Source organism: Rhizobium yanglingense (assembly GCF_977109285.1).
The window spans coordinates 197596-215725 of sequence record NZ_CDSAWY010000001.1 but is presented as its reverse complement, the minus strand read 5'-3'; the positions used below and the strand labels follow the sequence as shown (position 1 = coordinate 215725).

Genomic DNA, 18130 nt, shown 5'->3' with positions numbered 1-18130 from the left:
GTGTTGCGCGCCTTTGCTTCCTTCCACACGAGGAACAGGACGCCGCCGAAATAGCCCAACTGTAGTAGAACGGCACAGATCACCGTGTCTATCAGTGTCGTTGTCAGTGAGCCGTTCAGCCAAATAAGTCGCAACCGCAAAAACGGCCAAAGCGCCGATCATGCTTACGAAAACGCGAGGTGCATACATAACCGTGCCTCCCTTGGGGAGGTTCGTTCAATGAACAGTCATTGAATCGGGCGTCCCTCCCTAAGGTCCCTTTATTTATATATTTTAGAAGGCCTTTTGTTTCAACCGAACGAGGGCATTCTTTTTCATCCGTCGTCTGTTTATCTACAGTATTCGGTTTAAGGTTTCCTTCCGGCTTTGGGTAAAATCGACGAAGCCTCGTTAAGGAATGCCGTGACGGGGATTCGGGTGCAAATGTGTCGATTTTACTTCAGGTTGTACTAATTATGACATTGCACGTGGAACTTTGCGTCACATTTGCCGACCCAACGAACGCATGAAAGCCAAATGCGTTCAACTTTTATTACAAAGTTTTCATCTAAATCGATTTGAGTGTGCAGCGCAAAATTGATGGTGCGATGCAATAAATTCCGCGATAAGACAATATAGTTGACCTACTCTCTGCAGTGCCCGCATGGCTTAGCCAAATGTCACCCGAAGGCGTAGAAAGATTTATTCTTCAATCTTTTTCGCGATGTGTAAACACCAAGACCTTTAGTGCGCCGCACAGAGTTTATTCAAAAACATTGCATGCTTTGCATATGTAGTTTAGAGAACCCTTAAAAAAGAAATGTGATAAAGACACGTCGGAAACGGGCCGTTACACAATCGCCATGAAATTGTGGCTTAAAAAAACAAATTCCGCCCATACACTCCTCATTCGTCAGCGCTAGCTTAGCGGCCTGGGCTTACCGACCAAACGGCAAACATAAGTGGAGTTAACTCTATGAAGTCTGCGACGAGATCGGACAGTACGCCATTTTTTGGCGTGGTTCATGCGAATGTGTTTCCGCCGACTGGCGGGATCATGAAGCGGGCATTCGATATCACGGCTGCCTCGCTCGGGCTCCTTTTCCTGAGCCCGATTTTTTTGATGGTGATGCTGCTTGTAAAGCTCTCCGACAAGGGGCCGGCTTTTTATGGGCATCGCCGTATCGGCCACAACGGCCAGGAGTTCCGTTGCCTGAAGTTCCGGACCATGGTCGTCAACGGCGACAAGGTCCTGCAGGAGCACCTGCGCAACAATCCAAAGGCGATGGAAGAATGGCGTGCAACGCGAAAACTGCAAGACGATCCGCGGGTCACCACGGTCGGGAAGGGCTTCGCAAGCTCAGCCTTGATGAACTGCCACAGCTCATCAACATCCTTCGCGGCGAAATGAGCGTTGTCGGGCCGCGGCCCGTCGTTCTTGATGAACTGGAACTCTACGAGTTTTGGCCCGTCATGATTACAGGCGCGTCCGGGTCTTACCGGACTTTGGCAGATCAGCGGCCGCAACGACGTGTCCTATGCTGCCCGCGTGGCTTTCGACACCCACTACGTCGAAAACTGGTCGCTTATCCGCGATGTGAATACTATTGCACAGACGATCCCCGCCGTCTGCATGCAGCGTGGTAGCTACTGACAAGCCGCTTCCATATACGCCAAGTAACGTACGGTACTGCTTTTGGCTTGCCGTGCCGATCTACGAGGAAGACTGAATGAGAGAAATCCTGTCGCGCGGCAACCTGCTTGGAAATTCCTTTATGCACGGCCTCGCTTTCGTTGCGGGGCTTAGCATATTCGTATCCGGGCTCCGGCTTCGCCCGGGCTGCCGACTACCAGCTCGGCACCATGGACAAGCTGCGCATCCGCGTTGCCGAATGGCAAACGGCGGAAGGCGCGATCCGCGACTGGTCAGTGGTGAGCGGCGATTACACGATCGGCCCCTCAGGCAGTCTCTCACTGCCGTTCGTCGGCGACCTCCCGGCCTCCGGAAAGACGACGGATGCAATCGCCAAGGAAATCGGCGTCGCGCTGCAGAAGCAGTTCGGCCTCAAGGACCGGCCGTCGGCGTCCGTCGAACTTGCTCAGTTCGGCGGCTTTCTGACCGGCGATGTGGAAAACCCCGGCGAGTATCCCTTCGCACCCAATTTGACAGTCGTGAAGGCCGTCAGCATCGCTGGCGGCCTGCGGCGGGCTGATGCCGGCCAGCGCTTTGCCCGCGATTTCATAAACGCCAAGGGCGACGCCGTCGTCTATACGACGGAGCGCAACCGGCTCATTGCCCGCAAGGCGCGGCTGCAGGCGGAAACCTCCAAGAGCGATACGATCGAAATGCCGCAGGAGCTCAAGGAGCTGCCCGAGGCAAAAGCCCTGCTCGCCAGCGAAATGGCGTTGATGAACACGCGTAAGAAGCGGCTCACGCTGCAGCTTCAGGCGCTCGACGACCTGAAATCGCTGTTGCAGGCCGAAATCGAATCTCTCGGCAAGAAGACCGAGACACAGACGCGCCAGCTCGAGCTTGCCAAGCAGGACGACAAGGTCGAAAACCTGGCCGAGAAGGGCCTTGCGCTCAGCGCCCGAAAAATGGCCGCCGAACAGCGCGCCGCTGATACCGAGGCTACCCTTCTCGATATCGATACCAACATCTTGAAGGCCAAGCAGGACATCAGCCAGGCCAATCAGGACGAGATCACCCTGCGCAACGACTGGGACGCCAAGCTGTCGCAGGAACTGCAGGACACCGAATCCGAACTCGACACGCTCAACCTGAAGATTTCCACCAGCGATGCGCTGATGTCGGAAGCATTGGCGCAATCGAACGATGCCGCGCGTTTCGACCCTCAGAATGCCGCCAGCATCAGCTATTCCATCGTGCGTGAGGTTGACGGCCAGCAGAAGGAAGTTCCGGCCACGGAAAATAGCACATTGCAACCGGGCGACCTGATCAGGGTCACGGCCGGGGTTGCGATGAGATAGCGGAGACCCGCATGCGGATCGCCAAATCGGTGCTGATAAAGCCAGGTGAGAACGAGCTTTACGCCATTCCGGCGGTTGCGCTTTCTCTCTTCTGCTTTGCTTACTCGATCCGCTTCGGGCAGGTGGCGATCCTGTTTTACTATGCCTTGTGGCTGCCGCTCGTCGCCGTCAATTATCGCAAGGTGCTCGGCAGCTACAGCCGCTTCATCTGGCTGTTCGCCTTCGCCGTTTTCGCCTTCCTCTCCGTCTTCTGGTCCGCCGTGCCGAGCGTGTCGCTGAGGGCGAGCATCCAGTATCTGACGCAGGTGATCTGCGCGCTGATTGCCGTGCGCGTGCTTGATGTCCGGACCCTGACGCTCGGGGTCGTGGCAGGCGCGGCGGTCGTGCTGCTTTTTTCGATCCTCTTCGGCTACTACGAATATGACGTTCTGGACGGGACCTACAGTTTCGTTGGCGCCTTCGCGTCGAAGAACCAGCTCGGCTTTTTATGCGTCCCTGGGCATCATCTTCGCCTTTGCCGCCGTCTTCATTTACGGCGAGCGCCGTTTCTGGATGATGACGTCGGGCACGGTTGGCCTTATGGCGGCCTATCGCCTGCTTGCCTCGCAATCCGCCACCTCGGTCATCACGACGGCGGCGATCGTTGCCCTGTTGATAGGGTTTCGCGTCGTGCTCATGCTGTCGCCGCAACAACGCAAGCTGCTGGTGGTCGGCGGCGGCGTCGCGGCTGTCATCCTGGTGGGGGTGGTGGGGGCGTCTATTTAGGCGCTGTCGACGCGGTCTTGGGCATCTTCGGCAAGGATTCGACCCTGACGGGCCGCACCTATCTCTGGCAACAGGGTATTGAGGCTGCGGCGCAGAACCCGGCCATCGGCATCGGCTATCAGGCTTATTGGGTTCAGGGCTTCGCAGAGCCTGAGCGGCTATGGAAGGAATTCTTCATCGCCTCGCGAGCCGGTTTCCATTTTCACAATACCTACATCGAGACGGCCGTGGAACTCGGTCTGATCGGCGTGCTCATCCTTGCTGTTACGTTCATCGCGACGCTTTGGGGGCATCTGCGCCGGCTGATCGAGGATGTGCGCAATGATGAATCCTATTTCCTTTTCGGCATCACCGTGCTGCTTCTGATCCGTTCTTTCGTGGAGATCGACGTTTTGACGCCCTATAACGTCGGTTCCTTCCTTCTTTATTTTTTCCGCAGGCAAGCTTGTCGGCGCGCGCCAGCGCTCGGCGATGGCCGGCCTGCACCATTACCAATCTGCTAAGCCTGTTCGTTCCTGATTTTTTTCACGTACGCCGCAAAGAAGCGGAGCAACCGAGGATATGCATGAAGACCCCCTTTACGGGATCCAATATTTGCGTGCCTTTGCGGCACTGGCCGTCGTCGTTTTCCATGCGGCAGAAAGAAGTGGCGGGCACTTCACGATCCGCGCTGCCGGCGTCGACGTCTTCTTCGTCATCAGCGGCTTCATCATGTGGGTGATTAGCGACCGCAAGCCGCTGACGCCGCATCGCTTCCTTGTTGACCGCATCCGCCGCATCGCACCCTCATACTGGCTGGTGACGCTCATCATGATCGGTGGAGCGATGGCAGGATTGTTTCCGAACCTGCAGCTCGACGCAGGCCACGTCCTGGCCTCGTTCGTCTTTGTTCCTGTGCACTCGCCGAGCACCGGCGAGATTTGGCCGATCCTGGTCCAGGGCTGGACGCTCAATTTCGAGATGTTCTTCTATGTCCTATTTGCCGGCGCCTTGTTCCTGCCGCGCCAATGGCGGCTGCCTTTCCTCTCCGTTGCGTTCGGCTTCTTCTTCGTGGCCGGCCTGATCTGGAAGCCGTCTTCGCCGATGCTCGCCACCTATACGCGGCCAATGATCCTGGAGTTCCTCGGCGGCGTCTTCATTGCCGAACTGTGGTTGCGGCGCTGGACCGCCGGCAATAGTCTCGGGCTTGGCTGCGTCGGCGCCGCACTCTGCGGTTTTGCGGCGATTCACCTGATGGGTGCCGGGTTCGACGAATTCATATGCGGACCGCTGGCGATGGCGCTGGTGTTCGGCATGGTCTCGCTGGAGGCCGACGGCAGCATCGGCCGCGTGCCGCTGCTGACCTATCTCGGTGATGCATCCTATTCCATCTATCTGTGGCATACGCTTGCGGTATCGGTTGCCATCAAGGCTGCAGGAATCCTCGGAATTCCGGGCGGCGTTGCCGTCGTTGCGGCCATTTTTGGTGGAACGTTGCTCGGGATTGCGGCCTATGAGATGGTCGAGAAGCCGCTGCGCAAGCTCCTGTCCAACGAAGCACCCAACCGCCGCCCGCTTGAGCAGCGCCCTTCGTAAAGATCAAGCTGTTTCTTCGACCGGTTGCCCTTTCGGCGCGACTTTGCGGCGGCGCGCGCGCAGCACGACGTAGAAGGTCAGGGGTGAAGATCAGGCCGAACGATCGTAACGCCGAGCATGCCCGAAGAAGACCGCGGTGCCGAGCGCCTGGCGCAGCTCCGCGCCCGGCCCCGCTCGCGATCATCAGCGGCACGCACGCCGAGGATGAAGGCGAATGCTGGTCATCAGGATCGGGCGCAGGCGCAGATGCGCGCGGCCTCGACCGCCGCCTCGACCGGCGTCTGACCGTCCTCTTCCTCGGCCTGCCTTGGCGAATTCGACGATCAGGATCGCGTTCTTTGCCGCAAGGCCGATCAGCACGATGAGGCCGATCTGGGTCAGGATGTTGTTGTCCATCCCGCGCAAGATGCACGCCCGAGCATCGCCGCAAGCAGGCGCGATCGGCACGATCAGGATGATCGCAAGCGGCAGCACCCAGGCTTTCATATTGCGCCGACGAGCACCAGGAAGACGAAGACCACCGCGAGCGCGAAGACGATACCGGCCGTGTTCGCCGGTGCCGCGCTTCTGCTGGAAGGCGATGCCCGGTCCAGTTCGAAGTGCCGTATCCCGCGGGCAGCAGTTCGAACCCGCGAGCTTCTCCATCGCTCGTCGAGCGGCGGCGCCCGGTCGACGACACCCGCCGCCGGATGTCGCCATCGATCGCGTACCGAGGCATACAGGTTGTAGCGCTGTGACAAGCGCCGGACCGCTCCGGTCCTGGACTTCGATGAGGGTTCCCGAACGGCACGAGCGCGCCCGTCGCCGAACCGGACGCGTCCGCAGGGTCAAGCGATGTCGGCCACGCTCGAGGCGGATAGGGCTGCATCGGCCTGCGCCCGCGACGCTGATAGGCCCGGCCGAGCAGCGTTGAAGTCGTTGACGATACGCCGTGCCCAGATAGACCTGCAGAGCGCTATCGAACACACGCTCGGGTCGGGACGTCCAGCATGCGTCGCCTTTGCCGCGGTCGATATCGGCAATAAACGCGCGGGCTCGATCGGGTCGAAGGACGTGAAGACGCTCGCGTCAGACCCGGGCGTCTGGTTGGCGGTACCCGATCAGATCTGCTCGGCACGGGCGCAGAGCCCGCCGCATGTCGCCGCTTCCCGCCGCGATCCATCAGCTGCATCATCCGGTAGCCGCCCGCCGAATTGCCGATACCCCTGGACCGAGCGGCGGCGGGATGGCAATGACGATCTGCGCCTCCGGTGATGCTCGGCAGGTGTTTGGCACGCGCCTGACTCGATGATCCGGCCGGCGCAATCAGACGCCGAGCTTCCCGCCTGTGTCCTCGAAGGATGTCGAGCGGGAAGCGAAGACGGCGGCCTTGATTCGGACGCGTAGCGTCTGACGGCGGCGCCGCTCGAAGCCCGCGAATGCATCACCGCGTCCGAGGACGCCGGGCGTGATGCGGCATGCACGCGGCCCGCCGACCTGCTGCACGCACGCGCATCGGTGCGGTTCGACCGAGGCGCCCTGCGGGCAGCTTGGCGGACGACGAGAGCATAGCCCTGGTCCATGCGCCGGGATGAAGCCGCTCGGGACGATCGACCCATGTAACAGTCGATCCCAGCGGTCCCGGCAGATACCAGCAGCGCCACAGGTGATCAGGGCGGTCTTCTTCGGACGCGCGCGCCGGCCGGACGGTGAGCCGCGCAGTAGCCGTTGCTCAGCTTCGGTCGAAAGCCGCGATTGAAGCCGTTCGCGCGGCGCGGCGGCCGCAGTCGCCGTCAACCGGATTTCGCGTCTTCTTCGCATGTTCTTCATGCGGCCTGCAGCACGAGCGCAGCGATGCGCTGGCGACAATGTCAACGAGTTGACCGCGCGAGATTGACCGTTGCGACCGAGATCGTCACCGCAAACTGCCGGTAGAACTGCGCCGGTACATGCCTGGTGATGAAGGTTGTCGGGACGAACACGGCGCATGAGTACCAGGGACGATCGCGATGACCGCCGTTCCGACACTTCGTCCATGGTCACATGCGCCGCTTCCCTCGGCGCTCATGCCCTTGCGCCAGGTTTCGCTCGACGTTCTCGACGACGACGATCGCATCGTCTACCACGATGCCGATAGCGAGCACGAGCCCGAAGAGCGTCAGCATGTTGAGGCTGAGAAGCCGAAGGCGAGCAGGACAAGCGAAAGTGCCGATCAGCGACACCGGGATCGCGACGCATCGGGATGATCGCCGTGCGCCAAGATCTGCAAGAAAGACCAGCACCACGATTGACGACCAGCACGGCCGCTTCGAACAATGGTCTTGTAGCACCTCTGATCGATCGACTCGGAAATGAACTCGGTCGGATTGTAGACGATGTCGATAAGCCAGGCCCTGGGGGAAAGTCCTTGGCGATGCTGTTGCCATGTTCGGCCTTGATTTCGGCTGTGCGGTAGCGAGCGCGTTCGTACCCGGACGCTGAGAAGATCGCCGAGCGCCACCGCCGGCTTGCCCGTCGAGGTAGCTGTTGGTGACGTATAGTCCTTGGCGCCAAGCTCGATGCGGGCGATGTCCTGACACGCTGTACGAGGCGGCCGTCGGCATCTGTCGCTGTTCACAATGACGTAGCGGAACTGCCTTGCGCATCGGAGAACCTGTCCCTGCGTCGTCGACGGTGTAGTTGGAATGCGTTGCTGCCGTCGAAGCGCGGCGGCCCGCCGATCGAGCCACCCGACAACCTGCACGTTTTGTTCGCCGCAAGCGCAGCCACAACATCGTTCGGGGTCATGCTATCGAGCGCGCCAGCGCTGTTGCGGATCGAGCCAGATGCGAAGGGCATATTCGCGGCTCGCCGAAGATGGTGCAGGTCTCCGACGCCGTCGAGACGCACCAGGCACATCGCGGATGCGGCTGCGGGCGTAGTTTGAGACGTAAAGCTGATCGTAGCGGCTTGTTCGGACGACAGGGTATGCACGACCATCATCAGGTCGGGTGAACTCTTCGCGCGTCGTGACCCCGAGTCGGCGCACCTCATCGGGCATGCGCGGTTCGGCGATCGCGACCCGGTTCTGCGACCGAGAACCTGCGCCGTATCCGAGATCGGTGCCGAGCTTGAAGGTCGATTGTCAGCGACGATCGACCCGTCGTCGGTCGAGTAGGCGGATCATGTAGAGCATGTTCTCGACGCCGTTGATTTCCTGCTCGATCGGCGTTGCGACCGTGTCGGCGACCGTCTGGGCGTCTGCGCCGGGATAGTTGGTGCGCACGACGATGGTGGGCGGTGCTATTTCGGGAAACTGCGCCACCGGCAACTGGAAATAGGCGAGGCCGCCGAGAATGAGCAGAACTATGGAGAGGACGGACGCGAAGATCGGCCGGTCGACGAAGAAATGCGCGAACCTCATTGCGCGAACTCCATGCCTGCGGCTTCCGGCGGGATGTCCTCGCGGCTCTGCGGCAGCTCGGTCATCTGCGGCGTGATCTTGGCTCCGGGGCGAGCCCGCATCAAACCGTTGATGACGATGGTTTCCTTGCCGTCCATGCCTTCTCGGATGGCGCGGTAGCCGTAAAGCCGCGGGCCGGGGCGCACGGGCTTGGTGGAAACCGTGCCGTCTTCGCCGACGACATAAACGACGCGCTGGTTCTGGTCGGTGCCGATAGCCTCGTCCGGCACCAAAATGGCTTTGTAGACGTTGGACGCCTCCACCTGCACACGGCCGAAAAGGCCCGGCTGGAGCACGAAGCCCGGGTTGTCGAAGCGGGCGCGGACCCGCATCGTGCCGGTCTGGCTGTCGACCCGGTTTTCGGCGAAATCGAGCTTGCCTGTGAACGGCTTTTCGTTTGCATCCGTGATGCGGACCTGCACCTCAAGACCGCCGCCGCCCTGCTGAAGGTCGCTGCCGCGCGCACGCGCCGTCTGCGCGAAGTTCAACAGCCGGCGCTCGTCGACGTCGAAATAGAAGTCGATCGGATCGAGCGAAACGATCGTCGTCAGCACCGACTGGTCGGCTTGCACAAGGTTGCCGGCCGAGATCAGCCGCCGCCGGTCGATGCGGCCGCTGATCGGGGCGGTAATCCTCGTATATGTCGAGATCGAGCGTGGCCCGGTCTGCCGTTGCCTGGGCGCCGCGGACATTGGCCTGAGCGGAAACCCACTCGCGGCGCCGGTCATCGAGCGTCGAAACCGACTGGCTGCCGCTGGTGGCGAGTGATTTTGCGCGTTTGAAGCTGCGCTTCAGCGTAGATCAGTGTCGATTTCGCGACTCTCAAGCGCAGCGGTTGCTTCATTGAACGCAGTAACAAAAGGGCGCTGATCGATAACGAAGAGCAAGTCGCCTTTCTTGACCATCGCGCCATCGGTGAAATGTACTTCCTGCAGGTAGCCGCCGACGCGCGATCGCACGGAGACCTCGTCGACTGCCGCGAAGCGGCCGATGAACTCGTCGCTGTCCACGACATCGCGAACAACGGGCTTTGCAACCGTGACGGGCGGAGCAGGCGGAGCGTCCTGGGCAATGACGACTGCGGGAAAAAGGACAAGGTAAGTAAGAGCAAGGGCTTTACGAAGAGAGTAAGGCATAACGATCCCCCATTCTGGGCGGCCGGTATGCCGCCAAACTTATGCGGTAACGATGCGATTTATGTCTGCTGTCGAACCCGGCTTTCCCGCCTTCGCCTTGCTGCTCTTGTCACGCACCCAGCCTGTTGGCAGGGGTGCCAGCTTGGCCTCGCCAGGCGTTCTGCTCCGGTAACTCTATGAAATCGGACTATAAACGTCAGTAGGCAAAAATTGCAAACGCCAATCGCCGGGAGCTTGAGAATTTGACCCGGATCAGGGGCTTCGACTGTAGAGTTCTTGCCAGACGTGCTTCCAATCCGAAAATTTCTGGTTCTGAAAGCCGGTCGTAACCGCGCCCTGCGGCATTTTGGCCGCCACTGCTAAAATCTGCCGGCCGATGCCCTTGTGCAGTTGCACATGCTCACTATACTCTACCGATATTATAAGCACGCTTATAAATAGCTGGTCACAGGCTTTCATGAGCGCCCACTCCGACCCTCGGTTTCCTTCTCCACGACGTCGCCCGGCTGCTGCGCAAGCGGTTCGAGCAGCGGGCGAAGTCCCTTGGGCTGACCCGCTCGCAATGGCAGACGCTTGCCTATCTCGCGAACAACGAGGGTATCCACCAGGGCGGCCTCGCCGAGATCCTCGAAGTCGAGCCGATCACGTCTGGTGCGCATTCTCGAGCAAGCTCGCCGAACGCGGGCTTGATCGAGCGCCGCCAGCACCCGGCCGACCGGCGCGTCTGGCTTGCTTTACATGCGCGACGAGGCGTCGCCCGCTGCTTGCACGAAATGCGCGGTGCTCGGCGACAGCCGCCCGCGCGCGAAGCCCTGCGACGGCGTCTCGCGCCGAGCAGCGCGAACAGCTCTTTCCACATCCTATCCGCTGATGAAGACGAACCTGGTGCAGGCGTGCCGCAGCACCGGCCGCCGGGAATGAGCACGAACCATGGCTGAACAATCCCCCCTCCGCGTCGTTGCCGACGCCAACGCCAAGAAGCCGACCGATAGACGAAGAATCCGATCGAAGTCTCCGAAACCGCAGGAAACGGTAGCCGAAGCGCCTTCATCCAATTCAGCGCCGGCCGCCGCCGTGGCTGCGTCCTGGCGGCAACAAGGTCCGCCGCCGGCGCAGCCTCACCCGCCCCGTCCTGTTTGCGCTTGCTGCCGGTGGCCCTCGTCGCCGGCGGCTATTATCTACGTCAATGGCGGCCAGGTCATGTCGACCGACAATGCCTATATCCAGGCGGATATGGTCGGCCTGACGACGGATGTTTCGGGCATCGTCGACCAGATCAACGTTCACGAGAACGAAACGGTCAAGGCCGGGCAGGTGCTCTTCAGCCTGAAGATCCGACAGCTTCAGGATCGCGCTCGACGGCGCAAAGGCCGCAACTCGGCGTCCAGCGCAACCAGATCGATAAACCTCAAGGCCAGCTACCGGCAGTCGCTTGCGGAAATCACGCAGGCGCAGGCCGACATGCCCGTATTATCCAGGCGCAGTTCGACCGTCAGCAGAGCCTCGTCAACAGTTCGGCAGCGCGACGCAGTGCGGCCTACGACGAAGCCAAGCACGACCTTGACGCTGCCCAGCAGAAGGTGGCTGTCGCCAAGGCGGAAGCCGCCGACCACCCTGCGCGCAACTCGGCGACGATGCCGAACCAGCCGGTCGAACAGAACCCGCTCCTATCTGCAGGCGCAGTCGGCGGTAGACAATGCCGAGCGCGACCTCGATCGCATGCATTGTGCAGGGCGCCGTTCGACGGCATCGTCACCAATGTGAGTGCGCTGCAGGTCGGCGCCTACCTTCAGGCTTCGCAATCAGGCCTTCTAGCCGTTGTGTCCACGACCCACATGTGGATCGCCGCGAGCCCGAAAGAAACCGAACTCACCTATGTCACGCGAGGGCCAGCCGGTCGCCATCAGCGTCGACACCTATCCGGGTGTCGAGTGGAAAGGCAAAGTTTCCAGCATCAGTCCGGCCTCCGGCTCCAGTTTCTCGCTGCTTCCGGCGCAGAACACCACAGGGAACTGGGTCAAGGTGGTCCAGCGCATTCCGATGCTCGTCAGCATTGATGACATGGCGGATAAGCCTCCGCTTGCGCATCGGCATGAGCGTGACTGTCGGTGTCGATACCGGCCATGCCGTCGCAGTTCCAGGCGCCGCACCGGTTATTGCCAATCGTGGAGCAATAACGGCCTGCGTCATCCTTGCGGTGATCATGCAGGCGCTCGATACGACGATCGCCAATGTGGCCCTGCCCTACATTCAGGGCAGCGTCTCGGCAAGCGCCGACCAGATCAACTGGGTGCTCACCTCCTACATCGTCGCCGCGGCGATCATGACGCCACCGTCTGGCTTCCTCGCCGCTCGGTTCGGCCGCAAGAACGTGCTCCTCACCGCCATCGTCGGCTTCGTCGTCGCGTCCGTCCTGTGCGGCCTTGCACAATCGCTGCTGCAGATCGTCATCTTCCGTCTGATGCAGGGTCTGTTCGGCGCTTCGCTTGTTCCCCTGTCTCAGGGCATTCTGCTTGACATCTATGCAGTGGAAGAGCGCGGCAAGGCCATGGCGCTTTTCGGCGTCTCAGTCATGGTCGGACCTGTTCTGGGGCCAGTCATAGGCGGCTGGCTCACCGACAACATCAGCTGGCGCTGGGTATTCTATATCAACGTGCCTATCGGAATGCTGGCATTCTTTGGCATCGTGGCCTTCGTCTCGGAAACTACGCGCCAGGTAAGCGCAAAACTCGACTGGTTCGGCTTCGGCATGCTCAGCCTTGCTATCGCAACGCTGCAGCTTTTCCTCGACCGCGGCGAGCAGCTCGACTGGTTCTCCTCCACCGAGATTCATGATCGAAGCGTTGATCTGCGCCAGCTCGTTCTATCTTTCCATACGGTCACTGCGAAGAATTCGTTCGTCAATCCGCGGTTGTTCCTCGACCGCAACTTCTCCGTGAGCATGTTCTTCATCTTCGTCATCGGCGTGACTTATCTGGCGTCGCTTGCCCTGATGACCCCCTATTTGCAGACGCTCACGGGCTATTCCGGTCATCACGGCCGGCATCGTCATGGGGCCGCGTGGCATCGGCACCATGGCTTTGCATGTTCATCGTCGGCCGGATTGATCGGCAAGGTCGACACCCGCAGCGCTGCTTGATCTTCGGTCTCGGCCTGACCGCCTGGGCAATGTACGACATGACCGGCTGGATGCCGGACGTCTCGCAGTGGACGATCGTCTCCGTCGGCTTCGTCCAGGGTGCCGGGCTCGGCTTCCTGTTCGTGCCGCTGACGACCATCGCCTTCGCCACCCTGCCGGCCCATATGCGCGGCGACGGCACCGGCCTCTACAATCTTGTCGCGCAACATCGGCTCGAGCGTCGGCATCGCCGATCGTCACCGGCTCTGATCGCCGAGAATATCGCAGAGCAATCACGCGTCGATCGCGGCCTATGTCACGCCGTTCAACCGGGCCTTTGATGGCGCCGCCGCGCAGTCGCTCAGCCCGCTCACCGCGGCAGGCCGGGCGTCGCTCAACGAGCTCATTACGCTGCAATCGACGATCATCGCTTACATGGACGACTTCAAGCTCCTGATGCTGATGTCGCTTGCGGTGATGCCGCTGGCGCTCATCTTGCGCAAACCCAAGGCGGCGCCCGCATCAACGGATCACAGCGCCGTCATGGAGTGATCAGCGGAACGGCTTGCTCAGATATCGCGAGCCCTGAATGCCGAAGCGCCATGGAACTTCGGCATTCTTCGTTATGCCGATCCGCGTGCCCGAGGCGATCGCAACCGGCGCCGAGGGAAAGATCGCAAATGGCGGGCGGTCGAGCAGGCGGTCGTTGATCGCGATATCGATATCGAGCGCCTGGCAGAGCTTGCCGGGACCGCTGCAGAGCCGGGTGAGCACATCGGTGCCGCGGCGCTCGATCATTCCAGCGATACCGCTTTGCGGCTCCAGCGCGCGGATGAGGACGGCCGAGCCCGGCGTGCAGACGAAGTTCAGGCACCAGTACATGCCGTAGATGCGGTAGATATAGACGTTGCCCGGCGGGCCGAACATCGCGCCGTTGCGCCTGGTTGGCCCGCGGAAACTGTGCGAGGCCTCGTCGTGCGGGAAATAGGCCTCCGTCTCGGTGATGCGCCCGCCCGCATCGTTGACGAGCAGGTGGCAGCCGACGAGATCGCGCGCGACGGCGATCGCATCGCGCTCGAAGAAGCCTCGAAGGTCACTCCCGGTCAAGGGAGCGTTTCCAATGGCACTTGTGTTCGTCATTCAAGTTCCCGTCGTTTGATTCCGGCCGATATCATCGCGCGTCAAATGCGACTACCCGAAACTTGCCCGCTGTTGCCCAAAGAGCTTCACCAGCCAGTCTATGAAGACGCGGACGCGCGGCGAAAGCTGACGATTGCGCGGATAAAGAAGCGAGACCGGCGTCTCGGTCGGCGGGAAGTCTTTCAGGATCTGAACCAGCTCGCCGGAAGCGATGTAGCGTTCGGCGTGGTAGCGCGGCACTTGGATGATGCCCAGGCCGCAGCGTGCTGCCGCATGGAGGCTCTCGGCCGCATTGACCGAGACGATGGCTGGGATCGACATTTTGCGGACCTGCCCGTCGATGACGAATTCGAGCGGCAGCAGCCCGCCCGTCGCGCTGGACCGGAACCCGACCATGCGGTGGCCGTCGAGCTTGTCCGGATGTTCCGGTATGCCATGGAGTTCGAGATAGCCGGGTGAGGCGAGGGTGATCTCTTCCAGCGTGGCCACGCGACGGGCGATCATGTCGCTATCCTGCGGCACGCCGACGCGCAACACGCAATCGATGCCTTCGCGGACGAGATCGACCAGACGATCGCCTTCGCTCATGTAGAATTCGATATCCGGATACGTCTCCAGGAAGGATGGCAGGCTCGGCAGCACGAAATGCCGGGCAAGCGTACCGTGCACATCGACCCGCAACATGCCCTTCGGTTTGGCGCCGACAAAGGCACCTTCGGCCTCCTCGATGTCGGCGAGGATCGAAAGGCAGCGCTGGTAATAGGCCTCGCCGTCGAGCGTCGGGCTGACATGGCGGGTGGTGCGCTGGCAGCAGTTGCACGCCGAGGCGCGCTTCCAACTGCTTGACGGCATCGGTCACCGTCGAGCGGGGCAGGGCCGTATCCTCGGCGGCGAGCGTGAAGCTACGGCGTTCCACGACGCGGCAAAAGACCCGCATGGCATCAAATCGGTCCATGGTATTTGTTCGCATTTGTCGGATAGTGATGCCGAAGAATGCATGATTATCCGCATCATGGAAAGTATCATCTTCTCCTCATCGAAACGCGCTGCGGCGCAAGGAACTGAAGGAGAAGGAAAATGGCCAGCAATGACAAGCCAAGGTCGCGCTAGTCACAGGCGCATCCCGCGGCATCGGTGCCGCCATCGCCGAACGTCTCGCCAAGGACGGTTTTACCGTCGTCATCAACTATTCCGGCAATGCCGCTCCCGCCGAAGAACTGGCCCAGCAAGATCGAGCAGGCCGGCGGCAGGGCGCTGACGGCGCAAGGCCGATGTCAGCCGATCCCGAAGCGGTGCGCCGCATGTTCGATGCTGCGCGAGACCGCCTTCGGCGGCATCGATGTGCTCGTCAACAATGCCGGCATCATGATGCTGTCTTCGCTCGCCGATGCCGACGATGCCAACTTCGACCGCCAGGTCAGCCGTCAACCTGAAGGGCACATTCAACACGCTTCGGGAAGCCGCGTAAGCGCCTGCGCAACGGCGGCCGCGATCATCAACCTCTCGACCAGTGTCGTCGGCGTGAAGCTCGAAACCTACGGCGTCTATGCCGCCACCAAGGCGGCGGTGGAAACGTTGACGGCGATCATGTCGAAGGAAATGCGCGGCCGCAACATCACCGTCAACGCGGTCGCTCCCGGCCCGACCGCCACCGATCTCTTCCTCAACGGCAAGTCAGACGAACTCGTCGCCCGCATGGCGAAGATGAACCCGCTCGAACGCCTCGGTAGGCCGCAAGACATCGCCGCTGCCGTTGCGTTCCTCGCTGGTCCGGACGGCTGCCTGGATCAACGGACAGGTCCTGCGCGCCAATGGCGGCATGGTCTAATTCCATGGCATTGTTCGCGGCTCAGTGGCGGCATTGTTCCGTTTTTCTGAACGGTGATGCGCGAAGTTGCGCCTTACATTCGGTCCGGATGCAATTATATTCCTTGGTAAGGGGCCAACGGAAATCCCCCGTTCCGGCGCCAAACCTCCAAAAGCCCGCCGCATCATTTTCCCTGGTGATGCGGCGGGCTCGATATTCGAAGTTGAGCCGATCGCGGCCCGGAAGGTTTTTCTGCCTTCCGGGCCGCTTCCATTTCAAGCGTCGTTGAGCTTGGCGTCGGCAAGCAGCTTGACCATCCAGTCCACAAAAACGCGTACCTTGTTGCTCAGGTGCCGGTTCGGCGGGTAGACGACGTAGAGAGGCAGCGGATCGCGCTTCCATTCCGGCAGAACCTGGACGAGTTCGCCTCTTGCAAGCGCGCTGCGCGCCATGAAGCGGAGCGTCTGGCCGACGCCGAGGCCGGTGGTGAGGGCGCTCATGAAGGTTCTGCCGTCATTCACCGAGACGATATATCTCGGGTTTACCTCGATCGCTTCGTTGCCATTCTTGAATTCGAACGGGATCGTGCGGCCGGTCTGTGCGCGGAAATAGCTGATGCCGTAATGGCTGCTTTCGAGCTCTTGCGGGTGCGCGGGCATGCCGAATTTCTCGATGTAGCGGGGCGATGCGCAGGTGACCATTTCGATTTCGGATACACGTCGTGCGATCAACGATTGATCGGCGAGGGTGCCGGCACGAAGGGCGCAGTCGACGTTTTCCGCAAGGTAGTCCACAGTGCGGTCGCTGACACCGAGATCAATACGGATATCGGGATATTTCAGGTAGAAATCGCAGAGTGCGGGCACGACGATGGTGTCGGCAAAAGCGCCCGCCATTTCAACGCGTAAGCGGCCGCTTGGAAGGCTTTGGGAGTTGGAAAGACTGCCGTCGAGCTCTTCCAGTTCGGAAACGATCTGCGAGGCGCGTTCGTAATATAGTGCGCCGTCCGTCGTCACCATGACGCGCCGCGTCGTACGGTTGAGAAGCTTGGTGCGCAGATGCGCTTCCAAGCCCTGGATGAGATTGGTGATTGTCGCTTTGGGCATTGCGAGCGTGTCGGCCGCCCGTGTAAAGTTGCCCGTCTCAACGACGCGTATGAAGGCGCGCATTGCCGAGAGCTGGTCCATCGGAGATCTCCACAGTTTGCACTGCGATATTATTCGAAAATCGGAACAGTGTAATCATAATACAGCTTCTTATTCCGCGATGTGAATAACAATATCTTTTTTATCAGAATGGCAAGCTGTAGGTGCTTACCACGCGTTATCTTCGATTGAGCGAAAGCCGGACCGATGACGGTGCAGGTGAAAGACATGGTGCTGGAGAAGGTGGGTATCGGCCCCGTTTCCGCGCGCGTCTATCAAGGCGCCGAGTTCGGTAAGGGGGCGCCGATCGTTCTGTTCTTTCACGGCGGCGCCTTCCTGGAATCGGGCATTCAGGCCGGCATCAAGGAAAGTGCGATTGCTGAGAGCATGGCGAAAGCCGGTGCGATTGTTGCGATCCCTGACTACAACGCGCCGCTCGGCAACGTCTTTCCAAAGCCGCTGGAAGTCGGCTATTCCCTTTTTTCCTATCTTGCCAACAAGCGCGCCTCCGGCATTGGCGATCGCAACTCGCTGCTTCTGATCGCTGGCGAAGAGGCTGGCGGCAATATTGCGGCGGGTGTAGCGCTGAAGGCACGCGATCACTATGCCGACGCGCTCGACGGCCAGATCCTGATTTCGCCGCTCCTCGATCCGTTCATGGGCACCTCCTCCATCCGCGAGGCTGACGGCATCGGCATGCGCCAGCGCTGGACGGAAGGATGGAGCCATTATCTCAGCGGCGGGGGCTGCCACCCCTATGCGGCGCCCTGTCTCTGTTCGCGCATTGCCGGCGTTGCGCCGGCGCTGATTTTCACGGCGGAGGACGACCCTCTGCGCGACGAGACCGTCGGTTATGCCGCCCGCCTCAAAGCGGCAGGCGTCGAGGTCCGCCAGCATATCCTCCCCGCCGGGACAGGCTGGCCATCTATTTACGGCGGGAAAACGGACGGCACCTCGAACTGGCAGGAGAACGTCAGCCGCCAGTTCAGAAGTTTCGTTCAGGAGTTAAGCGTTCAACACCAATTGCATTGAAAACGAACTGATTATCGTCGG

The 18130-nt window shown here is 60.8% G+C and carries 14 protein-coding genes and 7 pseudogenes; 11 read left to right on the top strand and 10 right to left on the bottom strand.

The annotated features are described in order from the left end of the window. Positions 1 to 189, bottom strand: a pseudogene (locus ACW4PC_RS01060) (exopolysaccharide production repressor protein); the annotation flags it as partial. Positions 190 to 955: 766 nt separating this feature from the next. On the opposite strand from ACW4PC_RS01060, the pseudogene ACW4PC_RS01055 reads away from it, so the two are divergent. From ACW4PC_RS01055 to ACW4PC_RS01040, 4 genes and pseudogenes are all read left to right on the top strand, one after another. Beyond that, positions 956 to 1633 (top strand): annotated as a pseudogene (locus tag ACW4PC_RS01055) (sugar transferase). A gap of 113 nt (positions 1634 to 1746) precedes the next feature. Next, positions 1747 to 2970 (top strand): polysaccharide biosynthesis/export family protein, encoded by a 1224-nt coding sequence (locus ACW4PC_RS01050; RefSeq protein WP_455872588.1) that lies wholly within the window; start codon positions 1747 to 1749, stop codon positions 2968 to 2970. An 11-nt stretch (positions 2971 to 2981) separates the two neighbouring features. Further along, positions 2982 to 4254 (top strand): annotated as a pseudogene (locus tag ACW4PC_RS01045) (O-antigen ligase family protein). A 42-nt stretch (positions 4255 to 4296) separates the two neighbouring features. Then, entirely contained in the window at positions 4297 to 5310 is a 1014-nt protein-coding gene (locus tag ACW4PC_RS01040; RefSeq protein WP_455872575.1) for an acyltransferase family protein, read from the top strand. A gap of 183 nt (positions 5311 to 5493) precedes the next feature. On the opposite strand, the gene ACW4PC_RS01035 is transcribed toward ACW4PC_RS01040, so the two are convergent. Beyond that, positions 5494 to 6009: an efflux RND transporter permease subunit gene (locus ACW4PC_RS01035; protein WP_455872574.1), complete on the bottom strand. Its 516-nt coding sequence runs from the start codon at positions 6007 to 6009 to the stop codon at positions 5494 to 5496. Between the two features lie 135 nt (positions 6010 to 6144). On the opposite strand from ACW4PC_RS01035, the gene ACW4PC_RS01030 reads away from it, so the two are divergent. Next, the gene (locus ACW4PC_RS01030; RefSeq protein ID WP_455872573.1) at positions 6145 to 6564 is read left to right on the top strand and encodes a hypothetical protein; all 420 of its coding nucleotides are present in this window, start codon (positions 6145 to 6147) and stop codon (positions 6562 to 6564) included. A gap of 51 nt (positions 6565 to 6615) precedes the next feature. Here the strand turns inward: ACW4PC_RS01030 and ACW4PC_RS01025 are convergent, their stop codons facing one another. The 5 genes from ACW4PC_RS01025 to ACW4PC_RS01005 form a co-directional block, all read right to left on the bottom strand. Next, entirely contained in the window at positions 6616 to 7326 is a 711-nt protein-coding gene (locus tag ACW4PC_RS01025) for a hypothetical protein (RefSeq protein ID WP_455872572.1), read from the bottom strand. 2 nt (positions 7327 to 7328) lie between these two features. Then, entirely contained in the window at positions 7329 to 7574 is a 246-nt protein-coding gene (locus tag ACW4PC_RS01020; RefSeq protein WP_455872571.1) for an efflux RND transporter permease subunit, read from the bottom strand. A gap of 839 nt (positions 7575 to 8413) precedes the next feature. Continuing rightward, positions 8414 to 8692: an efflux RND transporter permease subunit gene (locus tag ACW4PC_RS01015; protein WP_455872570.1), complete on the bottom strand. Its 279-nt coding sequence runs from the start codon at positions 8690 to 8692 to the stop codon at positions 8414 to 8416. Continuing rightward, complete coding sequence (locus ACW4PC_RS01010; protein ID WP_455872569.1) at positions 8689 to 9423, bottom strand: efflux RND transporter periplasmic adaptor subunit; 735 nt, start codon at positions 9421 to 9423, stop codon at positions 8689 to 8691. Before ACW4PC_RS01010 ends, ACW4PC_RS01015 begins: the two co-directional genes overlap by 4 nt. 99 nt (positions 9424 to 9522) lie before the next feature. Beyond that, positions 9523 to 9867 (bottom strand): biotin/lipoyl-binding protein, encoded by a 345-nt coding sequence (locus ACW4PC_RS01005; RefSeq protein WP_455872568.1) that lies wholly within the window; start codon positions 9865 to 9867, stop codon positions 9523 to 9525. A 506-nt stretch (positions 9868 to 10373) separates the two neighbouring features. Between ACW4PC_RS01005 and ACW4PC_RS01000 the strand changes: the two are divergent. The 4 genes and pseudogenes from ACW4PC_RS01000 to ACW4PC_RS00985 all read left to right on the top strand — a co-directional run bounded on the left by ACW4PC_RS01000 (position 10374) and on the right by ACW4PC_RS00985 (position 13326). Beyond that, positions 10374 to 10788 (top strand): annotated as a pseudogene (locus tag ACW4PC_RS01000) (MarR family winged helix-turn-helix transcriptional regulator). Positions 10789 to 10797: 9 nt separating this feature from the next. Then, a pseudogene (locus ACW4PC_RS00995) lies at positions 10798 to 12007 on the top strand (HlyD family secretion protein); the annotation flags it as partial. Between the two features lie 15 nt (positions 12008 to 12022). After that, positions 12023 to 13006, top strand: a complete 984-nt coding sequence (locus ACW4PC_RS00990) for a DHA2 family efflux MFS transporter permease subunit (protein ID WP_455872587.1) — start codon at positions 12023 to 12025, stop codon at positions 13004 to 13006. Next, positions 13003 to 13326 (top strand): hypothetical protein, encoded by a 324-nt coding sequence (locus tag ACW4PC_RS00985; RefSeq protein ID WP_455872567.1) that lies wholly within the window; start codon positions 13003 to 13005, stop codon positions 13324 to 13326. Before ACW4PC_RS00990 ends, ACW4PC_RS00985 begins: the two co-directional genes overlap by 4 nt. A gap of 211 nt (positions 13327 to 13537) precedes the next feature. Here ACW4PC_RS00985 and ACW4PC_RS00980 read toward each other — a convergent pair whose 3' ends face one another. Together ACW4PC_RS00980 and ACW4PC_RS00975 are read right to left on the bottom strand one after the other, a co-directional pair. After that, positions 13538 to 14125, bottom strand: coding sequence for a DNA-3-methyladenine glycosylase (locus ACW4PC_RS00980; RefSeq protein WP_455872566.1), 588 nt, complete (start codon positions 14123 to 14125; stop codon positions 13538 to 13540). Between the two features lie 51 nt (positions 14126 to 14176). After that, positions 14177 to 15080 (bottom strand): annotated as a pseudogene (locus ACW4PC_RS00975) (LysR family transcriptional regulator). A gap of 175 nt (positions 15081 to 15255) precedes the next feature. On the opposite strand from ACW4PC_RS00975, the pseudogene ACW4PC_RS00970 reads away from it, so the two are divergent. Continuing rightward, positions 15256 to 16003: pseudogene (locus ACW4PC_RS00970) on the top strand (SDR family oxidoreductase). Positions 16004 to 16207: 204 nt separating this feature from the next. On the opposite strand, the gene ACW4PC_RS00965 reads toward ACW4PC_RS00970, so the two are convergent. Then, complete coding sequence (locus ACW4PC_RS00965; protein WP_455872565.1) at positions 16208 to 17119, bottom strand: LysR substrate-binding domain-containing protein; 912 nt, start codon at positions 17117 to 17119, stop codon at positions 16208 to 16210. Positions 17120 to 17284: 165 nt separating this feature from the next. On the opposite strand from ACW4PC_RS00965, the gene ACW4PC_RS00960 reads away from it, so the two are divergent. After that, positions 17285 to 18109: an alpha/beta hydrolase fold domain-containing protein gene (locus tag ACW4PC_RS00960; RefSeq protein ID WP_455872564.1), complete on the top strand. Its 825-nt coding sequence runs from the start codon at positions 17285 to 17287 to the stop codon at positions 18107 to 18109. Positions 18110 to 18130 lie beyond the last annotated feature (21 nt).